Consider the following 17,364-nt stretch of genomic DNA (forward strand, 5'->3'; position numbering starts at 1 on the left):
CGCAACAGGGATGGTTTCCATTGATTCCTTACCGAGAGCCGATTCGCACGGTTTCAAAGCCGCACATGCCGGCTTTACTTCCGATGAGATGCATGTGCCGCTGATTGTTTTTGAAAAATCAGTGAGCAAAGATTTGTTTCATATTTAGTTATTTAATATGCAAAACAAAGTGCCTGTCGCAGCAGGCGCTTTGTTTCATATTTTTTTTTCGCTTTTCCGATACTCAAATAAATCACCGGGCTGACAATTCAATGCCTCGCAGATTGCCTCCATCGTGCCGAGCCTTACGGCGCTGATTTTAGCGTTTTTAAAATTGGACAGATTAGCTATGGTGATTCCGACCCGTTCGGACAATTCGTTCAATGACATTTTCCTGTCGGCCATCATTCGGTCCAGACGTATGATAATCGGCATAAAAAAACTTTCCTTCCCTAAACGGTCGTGTCGTGTTCGGACTGAAGTAAGCAGCCGTATCGAAAAATCTCAGCTAACAGTAAAACACATAAAGCCAACACTGCGCCTTCAGGGATTACAGAAAACCGCGCTTGAATTAATGAATTTGTTCCTCTCCCGGTTAGTGTTTGGCTGATTCTGTCCGCTGTTATAAAACATGCGAATTGCTTTAGATATGCCATAACGATCAAAGCCCACCCGAACAGTCTGATCCGCCTGACATTATCTTTCGAAAAAGGCGAACCGAATTTAAACGAATTGACGATATTTCGGAGCATCCATATGCAAAAGACGCCTGAAAGCATCATCAAACCGGCGCTGACTAAGAAAGTGACTCTTTGAAAAGCTGTTTCGGGCGTATTGATTTCGCTCAAAGTAAATCCTTCGAAGGCCAGATTGAATTCCGTTTCCGGTATAAACAGCAGCACAAAAAAAGAAATCAAAAAAGCACCCGCTGCAATCCATACTCCGATGTTCAAAACAATTCGAAGAATTTTATAAAATTTTAAATCGATAAATGACTTTACCATACATCATTTCACTCCTTAATGCTGATTCCGACTCGAATCGTAACCGGGATGAAGACAGTATAGCACGAAAAATTTTGTATGTCAATATATATTTATCGATATTCAATAAATAATTTACCTAATTTAATTAATTATTATCGTTTACTCCGCCAGGTGACATGTATTTCAGCATTCGGTCGAAGACCTGATAATGGGGCCCGTCGATGAAAAAATTACGTATCTTTCCGTCAAGGCAGGTGCGCAGGAGCGTATCTCCGTTCTCGTTGAGGTAATAAACAATAAAATAATTCTCTTCATCCACTGTAACCATGATCGATAATCTATTTTCGGTGGAAGGAGGCGAGAGAAGTTTTTGCCGCTCGGTAATCGTGAGCAGGCTGCGCATGGCTTGAAAATTATTGAGGTTCACCAATATCTTCTGTTCGCCGTAAACAGCGGTTACGTTCCCGCTTTCAACACCTTTGCCGATAAAAACATCCACCGAGTCTTCATATCGCATGACATCGTAACGGGTAACCACCGTGTCGATAATCCAGGTAATTCCTCCGATCAGCAGGATGATTACAGCGAACATGAATATTTTCGTTCCAATGATTCGTTTTTGTGCCAAAGCAATCACCTTATTTAAACCAGACATTCGTCAGAAACAGGATAAATAATGCACCGAGGCCGCCGAGAATCAATGCGATGGCTAATCCGGCAAGTGCGCCGTTGAGAATCAGAACCAGAGCCTCTCTTTTTGTCAGCGGCGGTTGTTTGGACTCCGAATCGCCGAGCGATTTGCCTTTGCGATACCAAGGCATTCCCTCGACATTCATAGGCGCTATGACACGCCCGTCATCGTCATCATAAGTCTTTTTGTCTTTTTTTCTAAACATATAACGTTAGTCTTTTTCTAAACGAGATTGCACTGCATGCGTCTGTTATCGTCGAATATCTTATCGATTCCTTTTAAACAACTTTATTTTTTAATCAAATGGCAATTAACGATATGGCCGTTTCCGACATCGACGGGTTCCGGATTGATATTTTTACAAATTTCCATACAGTGTCTGCAGCGGGTGTGAAATTTGCATCCCGACGGCGGATTCGCGGGAGATGGGATACTACCCTGCAAAATGATACGATTCATCTTAACCGTGGGATCCGGCATCGGAATGGCACTGAACAAGGCTTGGGTATATGGGTGCAGCGGCTCGCGGAAGACGTCTTCCTTGGTGCCGGTCTCCACCATAGAACCCAGATACATGACTCCGATCGTATCGGAGATATGCTCTACGACAGAGAGGTCGTGCGAGATGAACAGATAAGTGAGATGGAATTTTTCTTGCAAATCTTTTAGCAAGTTGATGATTTGAGCTTGAATCGATACATCCAATGCCGAGACCGGTTCGTCGCAGACCACAAAATCCGGATTGAGCGCAAGAGCCCGGGCAATACAGATGCGCTGCCGCTGACCGCCGGAGAACTCATGCGGATATCTGTCCTTATGATATTCCTGAAGTCCGCAGGCATTCATCTTTGCCGTGATATACCGATCAAATTCTTTCGGGTCGACCAGATCGTGTTCGCGGACGGCTTCGCCGATGATCTCGCCGACCGGCATGCGCGGCGACAGACTCGAATACGGGTCCTGGAAGATGATCTGCATCTTGGGACGGATGGCCTTCAGCTCTTTGTTCGAGAGTTTAAAGACGGGCTTTCCGTCAAAAAGAACTTCTCCGTCGGTGTGAGGCGTCAGGCGAAGAATGGTTCTGCCGATCGTGGTTTTTCCGCAGCCGGATTCGCCGACAAGCCCCATCGTCTGTCCGCGTTTTATGTTGAACGAGACCCCGTCGACCGCCTTGACATAGCCGGTGACATGGGCGAAAAGACCGGTTTTGATCGGAAAGTAAGTGCGAAGCGCATGGACCTCGATCAGATTATCTTTATTGTGCACCATTGGTTTATATTCGTTTTTCGTTAAAAGCTCGCTCATTTATTCGAACCCTCCCCGTCATAAAGATAGCATGAGACGAAATGGGTGTCGGATATTCTTATTTCTGGAGGATATTGCCCGCTGCATTTATCGATGCATTTTTCACATCTGTCTCTGAAATAACAATAGTTAGGCATATTGATCGGATTCGGAACCTGACCGGGGATGTTGTAAAGGCGTTCGGTGACTTTGCCGACAATCGGTTTGCTCTTCATCAAGCCAATGGTATAAGGGTGTTTCGGGTCTGTGAAAATTTCGGTTGCGGTGCCTTTTTCGACGATGCGGCCCGCATACATGACTACGACGAAATCAGCCATTTCCGCGATGACGCCGAGATCGTGGGTAATCAACATAATGCTGCCGTTAATCTTATCCTTCAGTGTACGCAGCAGATCGAGAATCTGGGCTTGAATCGTGACGTCGAGCGCCGTAGTCGGCTCGTCCGCGATGATCAGTTTGGGATTGCAGGCAAGCGCGATTGCGATCATTACGCGCTGGCGCATACCGCCGGAAAGCTCATGCGGATACATCTTATAAACGCCCTCGGAATTTGCGATACCGACCATATTGAGCATTTCGATAGTGCGATTCTTAACGGCTTCTTTATTCATTTCAAGGTTGTGGAGCGTGATGACCTCGTCGACTTGATCTCCGATTCGAAAGACCGGATTCAAACTGGTCATCGGCTCTTGAAAAATCATTGATATTTTGTTGCCGCGGATCTTCTGCATAAAATACGTCGGCGTTTTTGCGATGTCGTATATGCCGTCCCCCGAATCAAAACGTATTTCACCGCTGACAATCTGGCCGGTGGGACGTTGTAAAAGCTGCATCAAAGACAAACTCATGACCGATTTACCGCAGCCGGACTCTCCGACAACGCCGACGGTTTTTCCCTTCGGTACGTCGAATGAAACGCCGTCGACCGCTTTGACGATGCCCAAATCGGTGAAGAAATAGGTGTGCAGATCATCGAATTCGACGACATTGCCGGAATCGCGCATCACGGCGGTAAACTCGGAAATCGGAACGTCCTTGCGGTTACGTTTTTTATCAAGCTCATCGGTAATCTTGCGGTTTCGCTTTGAAATTGCGCGTGCTTCCTGAGCGGAAAGGTAATTGATGCTTTTAACGGACCTCTTATCGTTCTTTTTCAAAGCGATCACCTACCTTTTCATTTTCGGGTCAAACGCATCGCGCAGACCGTCGCCGATAAAGTTGAATCCGAGCACTGTCAGCAGAATTAAAAATCCGGCAGGGATCCAAACGAACCAATAATTTTGAAGTACATAGCTGTCGTTTACGGAATTGATGATATTGCCCCAGGAGGCATATGGATATTTTACGCCGAGTCCCAAAAAGCTCAAGGTTGCCTCGGTTAAAATGACACTGCCGAGACCCATGGTCGCATAAACGATTAATTGAGGAATTACGTTCGGAATCAGGTGCTTGAAAATTTTACGTGAGGTCGAAAGGCCGCTGGCTTCCGCCGCCGTCATGAATTCCTGCTCGCGCAGCGACAAAATCTGACCTCTGACGACGCGGGCGATTCCGGGCCAGCCGGTCACACCCAGCAAAACCATCAAAAGATAGATTCGCACGGTCGGATCGATCTTCATCACACTCATCGCTGTGCCGATGATGATGAACAACGGCAGGGTCGGGATGCAATTGAAGATTTCGACCAGGCGCATCAAGAGCGTATCGATCCATTTTCCGAAATAACCGGAAATTCCGCCGATCACGATACCGATCAGGGTTTCGATGACGACGACGACAAAACCGATCATCAGCGAAATACGGCCGCCGTACATCAGTCGGACCAAAACATCCATGCCGGAGCCATCTGTGCCCAGCCAGTGCGTGGTACTCGGCAGCGCATAAGAATCGATTAAATCGAGCGTAAGATCAGTGCGGATGACATATTCAAGGTCTTTGCGTTCGACGGAAAAATGCACCGCCTCCCCTTTGTTGTCGAGTGCTTCAAATTCCGTAAGACCTTCGCTGATAGCCTTTGCCACCGTTGATTTATATTCGACCGTCAGGAAGATGTCGGAGGCATACGGAGTGACGACGATTTTACTGATGTTAGCGATTGGTGCGGAAACTCCGTCTTTTACTGAGGATATTACCGAGATATCGGAACCCGAACGAACTTCAAGAACATAACTCTCGCCGTTATATTCAAAGGAGGAAGATGATTGACCCAGATTCTGTTCCGCCATCGTCTTTTTCAAAGCGGTCAGGGTCGTTTCTGAGGCTAATTTAAAGCTGAAATCGGGTTTAAAAGCTGCTTTATAAGCATCATATATATTCTTTGAAAGCAGGACCGCAGGTTTGAAGGTTGAAACGGTGATTTCGAGTTTTGAGGCTTGAATCGCATAATCCTCACTGCCGTAGCTAAAAATGGTCTCTCCGGCGTTATATGCTTTAAAGAAAGCGCTCTTAAAAGCCTCTGACAAATTGAAGCCGGAAGCAGGCGAGTAATTCATATTTCCGCCGAGCAGGGTAATTTTCAACACCGGGTTGCCCTCATTGAGGAGATAAGAATCATCACCGACTTGTTGGATCGAGAATGTGAGATCTTTGCCGTTTATTTTTGCGGAGAAAGTCGGCGTGCCGTTATTTCTAGCCAAAATAAACTGCGCAAGGCCGAGCGAATTAAAATTTTTGCCCTCTGCTACATCGTAATAGTAGTTGTTGTTGACGGTTGCGCTTGCATAACGGGAAGATTGATCTTCTTTTTTATAGAAGATCTGTGTCTCTCCGAACGGATGCAGAAGGCCGCCGACAAACGAGAACAAAAACATTGCGATAATGATGATCAGACCGGCAATGGCAAGGCGGTTTCGTATAAAACGCCTCATGACCATCATCGATGGGGAAAGGACCTTTATGCGCTGAACATCGTCGAGCGTTTTTTCGGCGGAAGAGGATCCGTTTTGAGCGTTGGGGTCGTTTATTTCTCTGTTTAACTCTTCGGGTAAATTGGTTTTCTTTATCTTATCGTCCATTTTCGGCGCCTCCTCTCTAATTAACACGGACTCTCGGATCGACCACGGCATATAAAATGTCGGCGATCAGAGTTCCGAGAAGAGTCAGTGCCGCTAAAAACAGCATATAGAACATGGAGAAAGGCAGATCCCCTTTAATCATGGCGTTATAAGAAGTATATCCGATACCGGGAATCGAGAAAAGTTGCTCTGTGATCATCGCGCCGGCAAACAAGCTCGGAAGCGTACCGCCGACGATCGTGACGATCGGAATCAAAGTGTTGCGGAAGGCGTGTTTATTAATAACCGACCGCTCGGAAAGGCCTTTTGCACGGGCGGTGCGGATATAGTCCGAATTGAGAACTTCAAGCATATTGGTGCGGGTATAACGCATCAGGAAACCGATGCTGACAATGGTCAGCGTCAGCACGGGGAGAAGAAAATGCGCCGAGACATCCATCGCCTGCCCTAAACCTGTCATCTGGTCATGGAAGCGGCTGACCTTACCGACGGGCTCAAGCCAATTGAGTTTAAATGCAAAAACCAATTTCAAGAGCGTCGCAAAGAAAAACGAAGGAAGCGAAATGCCGACGAGAGCGAATACGGTGACCGAATAATCGGTCCTGCTGTATTGTTTCCGTGCGGCTATAATTCCGAGCGGGATAGCAATGACTAGTTCCAAAATCAAAGAAGCAAATCCGAGATAAAAAGAATCCCAAATGACATCTTTGAACTTATCCACGACGGGTACGTTATAAACCCACGAGACGCCGAAATCACCTTTTAAAAGCGACCCGCCAATCCAGGCGAAAAAGCCCTCAAGGATGGAGCCGTTCATTTTATAGACTTCTTTCAATTGCGCCAAAACCTCGGTATAGCTCTTGCTTCCGGGTTTATTGGAGAGTTCACGTGCAACCGATTCAATATACGAAGTCGGTAGACAGCGAAGAATGGTATAGATAATCAAAGCGACGATGAAGAGAATGATTGCGCTCAACAACAGGCGTCTTACTAAAAACTTCCACATTTGTGCGTTTTCTCCTTGCAAACAGGATAGAATCTTCCGGAAAGCGCGGTCTAAGAGGAAAGCCCACCGTCAGGCGGGCTTTCCTCAATAGATAATAACTGAATAAACCGCAGGGTTTTATTTGGCTTCGTAGACCTCAAGAGTTTCGATATCGCTCATCCAGCCCCAATATGTCGTGATATCCGGCGTAACCGTTTCGATGTTGACACGTTCGGTGCTGAAGACGATAATATTCTGTCTCTGATAAGACGGAACTTCAACTGCCCAATCGAGGATGATGTCCAGGCAAGCCTTATAGGTCGCTTTTCTGAACGCCTGATCCGCGCTTGCACGGGCGTCAACGATCGACTTATCCAAATCGGCATCGTTGATATGGTAGTGGTTGGAATCAGAGCCGCCTTTACCGACAATACCGGAGCTGTGATAGACCTGGTACATATCCGGGTCGATGGTGGCTTGCCATGCAGCCGTCCAGATTTCCTGGGTTCCGGCGTCAAGGCGATCCCAAAGGATCGAAGAATCAGCCAGGTCGGAAACCGTCAGTGTAATGCCGATGGTTCCGAGCGCAGCGGCTGCGTTGGAAAGCACCTGGAAGTTCGGGTGATCGCCGATGCCGTCGCCGGGGATCAGGGCTTCATAAGTGAGTTTGGCACCTTCGGGCGCTGCGGTGAATTTACCGGTGGCATCGTTGAAAGTATAACCGGCCGCTTTCAGGAAGCCGATTGTAGCTTTGAGCGCCGCAGCATATCTGGCTTCGGCATCCATTGCGGAAGTATAGATGTCTTTTCCGTCGACATCTTTAGAGAACGCAACCGCATAATCGGCATCCGATTTTTGCGGAGCAGCCCAGGAGGTGTTGGAAATCGGATAGTTAATGACTGCGGCCGCATCGCCGTAATAGCTGTTGATGGCGACGTCGCGATAAACGGCAAGCAGAGTTGCGATACCTTTTCTAAGATTCTTGGAAGCGGCGGAAGAACCATCGGTGCCGACTTTGATTGTATCTGCATTCATGCCGATATAGCCGTAGCCGAGGTTGTCGACGGAGTTGGTCGTGAGGACCGTGCCGTTGAGCTCGCCGCCGTTGATATCACGAATCTGCTGGAACTTGGTCTTGCTGCCGCTCGGGTTGGAAACGTCGACAGCGCCGGATTGAATCGAGGTGATCTTGTCGGCTTCGCCGACTTCTTTGAACTGGATGTATTGAAGTTTCGGGCAGCCTTTGTAATAATTCGGATTTGCTTCGAAATAGACAACTTTATCTTCGAACTTCACGAACTTATACGGGCCTGCACCCACCGGATTGGAGGTCTTTGCCTGAACACCGGAGAGATCGCCGAAGGGGAAGCCGAACTTATTATTGGCGTAATCATACTGGGCCTTGTCGCCGTAATAATGCAGCGGGGTAACGGAGATGCCGAGAATGGAGTAAATCGCCGGAGCTTCGTAACCGGTGGTAGTTACTTCAATCGTATAATCGTCGATCTTCTTGATGCCCGCGATGTTCGGAACGCCCTGTCCGCCCATGCTTTCGTCTTTGGGACCGTATTCGCTGATGAACTTGGCGGAAGCGGTACCGAGAACGTCGGATTCATCAGCTGCTTCGGTGGTAAAATAAGCAACCGGATCGCCCTTATATTTCGCATATGCTTCTTCATAGTAATTTTCAATAGTGGGATAAACGCCATTCTTAATGTCAAATGTCTTGCCGGAAAGAGTCGTCAAAACGCCGTCTTTCACTTCGCCGAATCCCCAAATCGCAATACCGAATGTAATCTGAAGACCAGGAGTCGCAGTGATTTCATCAACTGTCTTACCGGTCATGGCTTCGCCGTAAGTGACTCCGTTGCCGGAATCGGCGCTGACATAATTGGCCATGCAATAGTCGACGATTGCCTGGACATCTTCGGTCCAAACCGATTTAACGAGTGCCCAGAAACCATCTTGCTGTGCCTGAGACCAGGTGTCTGTCGCTGCCCAGACATGAGTCGGACCCGCGGCATAGATATCCGCAGCCATCTTCTCATATTTGGCATAGACCTCATCGGTCGTCTGGGTCTGATAATTCTGCAGACCGACGATGCCGTAAGAGGACAAAGTGGTGGAGCCGACATAGGTCGGGTCGCAGAGAACATAATATGTGAAAATAATGTCATCTGCAGTCAACTTTTCGCCGTCGGAGAATTTCACGTCGTCTCTGATTTTGGCTTGGTAAGTAGTCGAACCATCGGCGTTTTGAGTGACTTTCAGATCGGAAATGCCCTTATATGTATATTCGGTTCCGTTATAAGAGATTTTCTCGCCTTCAATCGCTTTATAAACAATACCGCCGGTTCTGTCTGTTGTCATCAAGGAGACCTGCGTCAATGAGACAACGTCTGTATCCATGGCTGTGTCGGAAAAGAAGGGGCTGAATTTTCCGCTGAAGGGATCATACGCAACGACCAATGGTGTTTTAATCGTCGCTTTTTTCGGAAGGGCAGAGCAGCCGGCAATCATGCCGAGGCACATTACGACCGCCAGTGCGATTCCCAAGACACGCTTGAGGGACAATTTCATCAAGACCTACCTCCAATTCATAATTCAACTTTACAATTCTGATAAAGTTTGTGTGATTGTACCATAGAGCTCGTAAAAAGTCAACAGGTTTTTATGGAATGGTACGAAATGTCACATATTCATCACATAAAAGGCGTATTTATTTATATTTGTAACGAGCTTTAACAAGAAAAATTCACAAAATTATATAATTCGAATGGATATCATTGACAAGCCGAAGCGGAAATGATATTATTCCGTTTATATAATTATATAAAAAACGGAGGTGCCCCGCAAAGTGAAGAAAGAAAATACATATCCTGTGGGGAAAACGATCAATCGGCTGATAAAACATCTCGGAGCGGTGGACAAACCTCTTTGGGGTTATTTTATTCTATATACTTTCTTTGCCGGCATATACCCGATTTTAGCCGTAATTCTGCCTAAACTTTTAATCGGCGAATTAATTACTTCAAATCCCCGGATTATTCATATTATTTTTATCGTTTTTAGCTTTTTGGGAGCGGCATCGCTGTTCGGATATCTGAAAAGCGTCCTATACGGCATCACCTATCCGCGAATGACGATGATCCGAATTGAATATCTGCGGGATATGGCCGTCAAACTGATGACAATGGATTACAAATATTGTGAGGACGCCTCTTTTAATGAGGAGAACGGTAAGGCTTTTGATTCAACAAGCAGCAATATGAACGGAATCGAGGGCGTTTATCATAAATTATTTGAAACGCCTGCGATTTTCTTGACTTCAATCTCTTTTATCGTCTTTATCGGCATGCTGGATATTTGGATTTTGGTCGCGCTGCTTGCTAATGTCGGAATGGTATATTTAATCGGCCGGTTCGGGCATTTTTTTCAATACAATAAACGTTCCGAGTTAAAACACGGAGAGCGCAGGATCCGATATTACGATACCACAACACATGATTTTTCTTATGGTAAAGACATCCGGCTTTATAATTTTCGCAGCCGCATTTCAAAGAATTTTGAAACCGAAATCCGTGGGTATACCGATATCTGGCGATCGATTAAAAACCGTGAATACGGACTCGGATTTTTCGGATTGCTGACTCTGCTCATCAGCGATGTTGCGACTTACGGTCTTTTAATCGTGAAAATGAGGGCTGGAATGTCTATCGCCGATTTCTCTATGTATCTTGCGGCAATGGTCTCCCTATCGGGTTTATTGAAAACGCTGATTGACAATGTGACCTTCGTTATTAACGAGGGCCAGTATGCCCATGACCTTTTCGTGTTCCTGGATAAGGACCTCGGGGAAAAGGGCGGCGATCTGCCCGCGGTGAAAAATGACGCGCTGGAGATCGAATTCAGAGACGTGAGCTTCAAATATCCCAAAACTGATCGCTATATCTTCGAACATTTGAATTTAATAATCAGAAAGGGCGAGCGTTTGGCGGTCGTCGGCATCAACGGAGCCGGTAAAAGCACGCTGGTCAAACTGATGCTGGGTTTATTCCAGGTTACAGAGGCAGAAATTTTAATCAACGGAAGGCCGTTGAATGATTATAATCGGCTTGCGCTCTGGTCGATGTTCTCGGTGGTTTTTCAGGATATCAACATTCTTGCGTTCACTGTAAAAGAAAATGTCGCCTGCCGCTCCGACGGGATTGATGAGCATCGGGTAAAAGCGGCAATAGACAAGGTCGGATTATCGGATAAAATCGGAAGCTTCGCAAAAGGTCTCGATCAGATGATGTTAAAGATCATCGAAGAAGATGGCGCGCTGTTATCGGGCGGAGAGAGCCAAAAGCTTGTGATTGCCCGGGCGCTTTATAAAGATGCCAATATGGTGATTATGGACGAGCCGACCGCAGCGCTGGATGCGCTGGCTGAGGCCGAAATATATGAGGACTTCAGTCATCTGGTCAAAGGCAAGACGGCTGTGTATATCTCTCATCGGCTTGCAAGCACCAAATTCTGCGATAAAATCGCCTTGTTTGACATCGATGGTCTGTGTGAATACGGCAATCACGCAGAACTGATGCAGAAACGCGGAAGTTATTATAAGATGTTCACGGTACAGGGGAAATACTACAGAGAAGGAGCCTCTGTGAATGGATGAGAAAAAGCGCAGGCGCGGGCAAAACCTCAAAATGCTGATTTTGTTTTTTTCTCTGGCTTGGAAAATCTCTCCGGCTTATATTTTGATTTTAATCGCGAACGCTGTGATCGGGGGCGGTCAGGTGCTTGCGAACGTCATTCTGCCAAAGTTTTTGGTCGAGGAGCTCGTAGGGCAGATGCGCTCACGTGAATTGTTAATATTCGCCGGGATTATTATCTGCGGAAATCTGCTGTTTGCCTTTTTAAATAACACGGTCAAACGTCTGTTGGATGTAAGAAATATTTATGTGCGCCATAGCTTGTCGCGGGCAATGGCTGATAAAATCATGAATATCGAATACGGACATCTCGAAGATCCCTATTATCTCGATTTAAAAGAACGCGGTGTCTTCGCCATCAACAACCAATCAGCCCTTGAAAATTTAATTAACAGTGCGGCGACAGCGCTTAAAAGCGCGGTAACTTTAATCGGCCTGATGACAGTCATGTTCACGCTGAGTTGGGTGCTGGTGTTGCTGCTTTGCACGGCACTCGCCACGACTTTATTATTCAATAGAAATTTTAAAAAATATCAACTTAAATTCTTTGAACAACTGCTCCCGGTCAACCGGCGCTACGGTTATTATGTCGGGCTGACTTTTGATGATAAGATTCAAAAGGACGCGCGGCTTTATAACATGGCGCCGATGATTACCGACCGGATCACTTATTATAATGCCGATATTAATAATTGGTTTACGAAATTCAACCGGCGCTACGGGCGTTTTAGCGGACTTGTCGGCATTATAGGCGATCTTCAGGCTGCGCTTGCCTACGGTTATGTCGGAATTCGGGTAATTACAGATAAACTGGGTTCGAGAATCGGTCTCGGTTCATTTACAATGTATGTTTCGTCGGCAATCAGCTTTTCAACCACCTTTACACAGCTTGGAAACAGTGTTATCACCATCAACCAGATGCTCGGTTACCTCGATCCGTTCTTTGAATTCATGCGCATCCCCGACCAAAGAGAAACAGGCGGGCATGTCGTCTTTGAGGACGGAATTAAAAGCATAGAGTTTATTAACGTCACCTTCACTTATCCCAAGTGCGAAAAACCTGTTTTAAAAAACATCTCTTTCAAGATCGAAGGCGGCGAAAAAATTTCGATTGTCGGCCTAAACGGAGCAGGCAAGACAACGCTGATTAAATTGCTTTGCCGACTGTATAAACCCGATTCCGGCATGATTAAAATCAACGGCATGAATATTTTCGAATATGACCATGAAAGCTATTTGGCGCGCATCGCAGCGGTATTTCAGGATTATCGCCTCTTCGCATTCGGCATCGACGAAAATATTACCTGCAAGCCCAGCGGAACCGATGATATTTCTATTGACAATCTGCTGACGCAAGTCGGCCTAAAAGATAAGATCGAATCTCTGCCGAACGGCATCAAGACAACGTTAGGCAAGGCTTATTCACCTGATGGCGTCGAGCTTTCGGGTGGTGAGAGCCAAAAAGTGGCCATCGCCCGTGCGCTGTATAAAAACGCATCGTTTATTATCCTCGACGAACCGACTTCTGCGCTGGATCCGCTCGCTGAGGCGGATATCTATGCCAACTTCAATAAGCTCGTCGGGGATAAAACAGCGTTTTACATCTCTCACCGGATGTCGAGCAGTGTCTTCTGTGACCGGATACTGATCCTTCAAGACGGTATGGTAGCTGATTTTGACACTCACACCGCCCTGATGGCTAAAAAAGACAGTTTATATTTCAAGCTTTTTAATTCACAAGCGGAAAATTATAAAGAATGATATAATATTCATATTGGGTTATAAAAATGAATTATTGAATATTGTCGATTTTGGAATAAAAATAGGTATATTTTTTCCTACTCGCCGAACACTATAGACGACTCTCGGCTGGGAGGTTGATCTCATGATTGGTGATCCTAAGAAAGACCCGAAAAAGCGCAGCCGGTCTCACGGCGTCGAAGGAAATATCGCGATGTTTACGATGAATACAACGGCGTCGGCGAATGAGATGACCGGTGCGGTGCCGTCGATCGGCAATATGCCGATCGATGCCGACGGCCCGCTGGATCTGTTTCCCGATCTCACAACAGACCCGGAGGACGATTGAAAAAAACCGCGCAAACGTAAGACTTGCGTTCGCGCGGTTTTTTCTGCGTATAATAATTCGAATCGAAAAAATCCCGATATCACCAAACCTCTACTATTTTGGCAATTGCGTATAAATCATTCTCGCTAATAAATCCATCTGACGGACGCAGGATTTTTGGTAGTCCGTCAATTGATTTACATCGCGGGCGCGGGAGGTGTATTCCATCTTTATTCCCTCAATTTCGGAGAGGTGGTATTTGGCGGTGCAGGGGTATGCCATCGTCTCGGTCAGCGACGCTAAAGTTAGAAATGCTTGAACTTTTTCGGCGGTTTCGGACTGCGTCATGTAATTACGGCAGAGCCATGAATAAAGCTGCGGGTGAAAATTGCCCATAATGCCGCTGAATCCTGCCGCTCCGCTGTGCAGGGAATCCAGCAGCGTCAGTGAGTTGGCATTGAAAAGATTAACACCGGTGCCGTCCAGCTGCTTGATGCGTCCGGCAATCGTTTTGGTGTCACAGCAAGTGTCTTTGATAAAAGTGAATCGCCCGGTTTTGATACAGGCATTGAGCATTGCGGGGGTGAGCAGCCGTTTATACGGATAGGGGCACTCATAGACGCCGAGTGCGGTATCTTTGGGCAATTGCTCGGTTAAAGCATTTAAATCGCATACCCATTTCGCGTCGCCGGTGTTGTCGATGTCGAATCGGTTGGAGATCAAAATTACTGCATCGACGCCGGTTTCGGCAATCAACGTCAATTCCTTGACCTGATCATCAAAACTTTCGGAGATATGTCCGGAAGCGACCACCGTCATGGCCTTGCGTGAACCACCGATAGCTGCAAGGGCATCGGCCTTTTCTTTCACGTTTCTTGCCAGCGATACCCGCTCATTGAGCGATAAAAAGAAAATCTCACTCGATTGGCAGGCGGTAAAGATTCCGTCACAACCCTTATGATAGTACCATTCGACCAGCGCATCCACCGCGCCGAAGTCGATGTTGCCATTTTTGTTGTACGGCGTAATCATAGTCGGATACACGCCGTGGTTTGGATTTTTGTTCATTAGTGTTCGTGTTCAGTCGATCTCTGCGCCGCCCCATTCGACGACCGTGAACCCGTTCCTTTCGAATTTTTCAAATGTCTGCGGTGCAATTGTAACCGGCTTTTGAAGCGGTTTAAAGATCATAAATACCCGAAGCGTTGAATTCGGTTTCGGAGTGATCTCGAGTTTCGCATTGTCAGTATAACTCACATGAGCAAACGAAATCAAGTTAAAAGCGTTTTTCTCCATCTGCGGCAGCCAGCAGACGATGAAGTCGTTGTATTCGCTCGGAATCAACCCCATCTCGGAGAGCGCCTTTTTCAAAAACGCAGCCGTGTCCGAGCCCTTGACGCAAAAACCCTTGTCAAAGGTGAAAACCGTATTCAAATTGCCCTCCCAGAACAGGTAATTATATTCCTCGCCGCCGACAATCAACTTTCCGTTCGGATAAGCCGTGACCTTCCAGCCGTCTTTCGGGTATGCCGGATAGGTACAGCCCAATGTACCGTTTAAATCGAGCGTGACCGTCACATCGGTAACTGTTTCAGGGTAGAGGTAAAGTACCGGTTTTTTCGCAGGGGTAGTTTGAACAATTCCATATTGTGCCAAACCGATCTTCCATTTTCTGATATTAGGCACCATCGTAAAATTAAAATAAAAATACAGGTGATCTTTATTTGGAACCGAAGAAAGGTAAATAGAATCCACGTATTCATGATCACTATAATGATCCTTATAAGCAACTTCAAAAGTTGTTATCGAATCATCAACATGAGAATAAATGATTCCGTCTTTTTCTTTATAGGGCTTTCCGCTTTCAAAGAATGAGCTGAAATCTTCATTAACATATTCATCGGTGAAGTATTTTGCAAATTCTGCCTTGAGTTTTTCAACAGTGTTATACTTTTTATCAGTAATTTTATAATATGTCACGCCGTCTATTTCGATTGAATCGTTCGGGTCGCATGTTTCCGCTCCTCCGATTAAAATTATTACCTGAGGGAACACGTTTTCCATGAAGTCATTGAAATCGGCCTGCGTCATGATTTGGTCGATATCTTTCGAAACGGTTGATGGTGAAGAAGATACTTTCGAAACCGTCGATGCTGCCGACGAGGCGACGGATGTCACCGTCAGAGAGGAAGCAGCTTCAAAGTTCGGTGTACTCGAATTTCCCGAAAGATCACTCTCGTTACTCGGGACAGCACAACCGCATACAATGATGGTAATGGCAATGAGAAGCGGAAGTATCTTTTTCAAAGCAATTCCTCCTGATAAATATTAACACAAATTGTTTTCAATCAATCTCCGCGCCGCCCCATTCGACGACCGTGAACCCGTTCCTTTCAAATTTTTCAAAGGTCTGCGGCGCAATCGTGATCGGCTTTTCGAGCGGTCGATATGCCATGGCGACCCGCAAAACCGAATCAGGTTTGGGTGTGATTTCGAGCTTGGCGTTATCGGTATAATCCTTGCCGACGAACGAGATCAAGTTGTAGGCATTGCCCTGTAATTTCGGCAGCCAGTAGACGATAAAATCGTTGTATTCGCTCGGAATCAGCCCCATCTCGGAGAGCGCTTTTTTCAAAAATGCCGCCGTATCAGACCCCTTGACGCAGAAACCCTTGTCAAAGGTGAAAACGGTGTTCAAATGACCCTCCCAGAACAAATAGTGATATTCCTCGCCTCCGACAATCAGCTTTCCATCCGGATAAGCCGTGACCTTCCAGCCGACTTTCGGATACGCCGGATAGGTGCAGCCCAATGTACCGTTTATATCGAGCTTGACGGTCACATCGGTGACTTTTTCGGAATAAAGGTAAAGCACCGGTTTGCCCATCGGTGGGAAGTAAAACCCGTCTGCCGGATAAACATTACAAACCGCATCTTTTATTTTCCATTCACCATTGATGCGTTTTATCTCAAAACGGTAGTTTAGAAACGGATCCGTTCCGTTTTTAATCGTTAATAAAGTGATTGTATCATCATTTGATTCATCATCACGACCAAACCACTTTTTGTCGTATTCGCGGTTAGCGCCCGCGGTTTTCGGATAGACATAGACAAACTCGTCTTTTTCGGTATAGGTTATATAATTTTCAAAATGTTGATTGATAAATAATCGATTCATCTCAGCGTCAGTGTATTCTGCGATGAAGAATTTCGCTAATACTGCCTTGAGTTTTTCGACGGTGTTATATTTTTCATCCGTTATTTTATAATAAGTCACCCCGTCTATTTCAATAGAGTCGTTCGGGTCATATGTTTCTTCACCGCCGAGCAAGATCATAACTTGTGGTAGCACATTTTCAAAAAAATCGTCAAACTCGGCCTGCGTCATCGGTTCGTTTTTAGATGCGGTTGAAGGTGAATAGGTTTTTGAGGAAGCCGCAGAAATTTGCGAGCTTGATACGACTGTTCCTGTCGGCAGAGAAGGAATGGCAATGTAACTTGAAACAGCACTGTTTGCCGATAGTAAACTCGAACCTCCCGAAGGAATGCTTCCGGACTTCGGTATCGCACAGCCGCCGATCAACAATATCGCCGAAAGAACAAAAAGAACGAACTTTTTCATGTAATAATCACCTC

14 protein-coding genes are annotated in these 17,364 nt (G+C 46.2%); 3 read left to right on the forward strand and 11 right to left on the reverse strand.

Annotated features, from left to right (window positions below; genetic code table 11):
• Positions 1-195: 195 nt before the first annotated feature.
• The 8 genes from PKH29_03950 to PKH29_03985 form a co-directional block, all read right to left on the reverse strand.
• On the reverse strand, positions 196-414 hold the full coding sequence (locus PKH29_03950; protein HNX13987.1) for a helix-turn-helix transcriptional regulator: 219 nt from the start codon (positions 412-414) through the stop codon (positions 196-198).
• Positions 415-1,110: 696 nt separating this feature from the next.
• Entirely contained in the window at positions 1,111-1,557 is a 447-nt protein-coding gene (locus PKH29_03955) for a hypothetical protein (protein HNX13988.1), read from the reverse strand.
• A gap of 46 nt (positions 1,558-1,603) precedes the next feature.
• Positions 1,604-1,861: a hypothetical protein gene (locus PKH29_03960; protein HNX13989.1), complete on the reverse strand. Its 258-nt coding sequence runs from the start codon at positions 1,859-1,861 to the stop codon at positions 1,604-1,606.
• Between the two features lie 83 nt (positions 1,862-1,944).
• A complete protein-coding gene (locus PKH29_03965; GenBank protein HNX13990.1) occupies positions 1,945-2,961 on the reverse strand; it encodes an ATP-binding cassette domain-containing protein in 1,017 nt (338 codons plus the stop codon).
• On the reverse strand, positions 2,958-4,118 hold the full coding sequence (locus tag PKH29_03970) for an ABC transporter ATP-binding protein (protein HNX13991.1): 1,161 nt from the start codon (positions 4,116-4,118) through the stop codon (positions 2,958-2,960). Before PKH29_03970 ends, PKH29_03965 begins: the two co-directional genes overlap by 4 nt.
• Before the next feature lie 9 nt (positions 4,119-4,127).
• Entirely contained in the window at positions 4,128-5,975 is a 1,848-nt protein-coding gene (locus PKH29_03975; GenBank protein HNX13992.1) for an ABC transporter permease, read from the reverse strand.
• 16 nt (positions 5,976-5,991) lie between these two features.
• Complete coding sequence (locus PKH29_03980) at positions 5,992-6,981, reverse strand: ABC transporter permease (GenBank protein HNX13993.1); 990 nt, start codon at positions 6,979-6,981, stop codon at positions 5,992-5,994.
• Positions 6,982-7,098: 117 nt separating this feature from the next.
• The gene (locus PKH29_03985; GenBank protein ID HNX13994.1) at positions 7,099-9,540 is read right to left on the reverse strand and encodes an ABC transporter substrate-binding protein; all 2,442 of its coding nucleotides are present in this window, start codon (positions 9,538-9,540) and stop codon (positions 7,099-7,101) included.
• Between the two features lie 277 nt (positions 9,541-9,817).
• Between PKH29_03985 and PKH29_03990 the strand changes: the two genes are divergently transcribed.
• The 3 genes from PKH29_03990 to PKH29_04000 all read left to right on the forward strand — a co-directional run bounded on the left by PKH29_03990 (position 9,818) and on the right by PKH29_04000 (position 13,749).
• Entirely contained in the window at positions 9,818-11,623 is a 1,806-nt protein-coding gene (locus tag PKH29_03990) for an ABC transporter ATP-binding protein (protein HNX13995.1), read from the forward strand.
• Positions 11,616-13,421 carry an ABC transporter ATP-binding protein gene (locus PKH29_03995; protein HNX13996.1) on the forward strand — a complete coding sequence of 602 codons (1,806 nt, stop codon included), beginning with the start codon at positions 11,616-11,618 and terminating at the stop codon, positions 13,419-13,421. Before PKH29_03990 ends, PKH29_03995 begins: the two co-directional genes overlap by 8 nt.
• A gap of 124 nt (positions 13,422-13,545) precedes the next feature.
• On the forward strand, positions 13,546-13,749 hold the full coding sequence (locus tag PKH29_04000) for a hypothetical protein (protein HNX13997.1): 204 nt from the start codon (positions 13,546-13,548) through the stop codon (positions 13,747-13,749).
• A 93-nt stretch (positions 13,750-13,842) separates the two neighbouring features.
• On the opposite strand, the gene PKH29_04005 is transcribed toward PKH29_04000, so the two are convergent.
• From PKH29_04005 to PKH29_04015, 3 genes are read right to left on the reverse strand one after another with little or no spacing between them, the layout of a single operon-like run.
• Positions 13,843-14,796: a dihydrodipicolinate synthase family protein gene (locus PKH29_04005; protein ID HNX13998.1), complete on the reverse strand. Its 954-nt coding sequence runs from the start codon at positions 14,794-14,796 to the stop codon at positions 13,843-13,845.
• A gap of 12 nt (positions 14,797-14,808) precedes the next feature.
• Complete coding sequence (locus PKH29_04010; GenBank protein HNX13999.1) at positions 14,809-16,035, reverse strand: hypothetical protein; 1,227 nt, start codon at positions 16,033-16,035, stop codon at positions 14,809-14,811.
• Positions 16,036-16,072: 37 nt separating this feature from the next.
• Positions 16,073-17,350, reverse strand: a complete 1,278-nt coding sequence (locus PKH29_04015) for a hypothetical protein (protein ID HNX14000.1) — start codon at positions 17,348-17,350, stop codon at positions 16,073-16,075.
• Between the last annotated feature and the right edge of the window lie 14 nt (positions 17,351-17,364).

This window comes from Oscillospiraceae bacterium (genome assembly GCA_035353335.1).
Classification (GTDB): domain Bacteria; phylum Bacillota; class Clostridia; order Oscillospirales; family JAKOTC01; genus DAOPZJ01.

Excerpts from the sequence above, each read along its gene's own strand:
- PKH29_04005 (HNX13998.1), bottom strand. The coding sequence starts at position 14,796 with ATGAACAAAAATCCAAACCACGGCGTGTATCCGACTATGATTACGCCG.
- PKH29_03975 (HNX13992.1), bottom strand. The coding sequence starts at position 5,975 with ATGGACGATAAGATAAAGAAAACCAATTTACCCGAAGAGTTAAACAGA.
- PKH29_03980 (HNX13993.1), bottom strand. The coding sequence starts at position 6,981 with ATGTGGAAGTTTTTAGTAAGACGCCTGTTGTTGAGCGCAATCATTCTC.
- PKH29_04015 (HNX14000.1), bottom strand. The coding sequence starts at position 17,350 with ATGAAAAAGTTCGTTCTTTTTGTTCTTTCGGCGATATTGTTGATCGGC.
- PKH29_03965 (HNX13990.1), bottom strand. The coding sequence starts at position 2,961 with ATGAGCGAGCTTTTAACGAAAAACGAATATAAACCAATGGTGCACAAT.
- PKH29_03995 (HNX13996.1), top strand. The coding sequence starts at position 11,616 with ATGGATGAGAAAAAGCGCAGGCGCGGGCAAAACCTCAAAATGCTGATT.
- PKH29_03950 (HNX13987.1), bottom strand. The coding sequence starts at position 414 with ATGCCGATTATCATACGTCTGGACCGAATGATGGCCGACAGGAAAATG.
- PKH29_03955 (HNX13988.1), bottom strand. The coding sequence starts at position 1,557 with ATGTTCGCTGTAATCATCCTGCTGATCGGAGGAATTACCTGGATTATC.
- PKH29_03985 (HNX13994.1), bottom strand. The coding sequence starts at position 9,540 with ATGAAATTGTCCCTCAAGCGTGTCTTGGGAATCGCACTGGCGGTCGTA.
- PKH29_04000 (HNX13997.1), top strand. The coding sequence starts at position 13,546 with ATGATTGGTGATCCTAAGAAAGACCCGAAAAAGCGCAGCCGGTCTCAC.
- PKH29_03960 (HNX13989.1), bottom strand. The coding sequence starts at position 1,861 with ATGTTTAGAAAAAAAGACAAAAAGACTTATGATGACGATGACGGGCGT.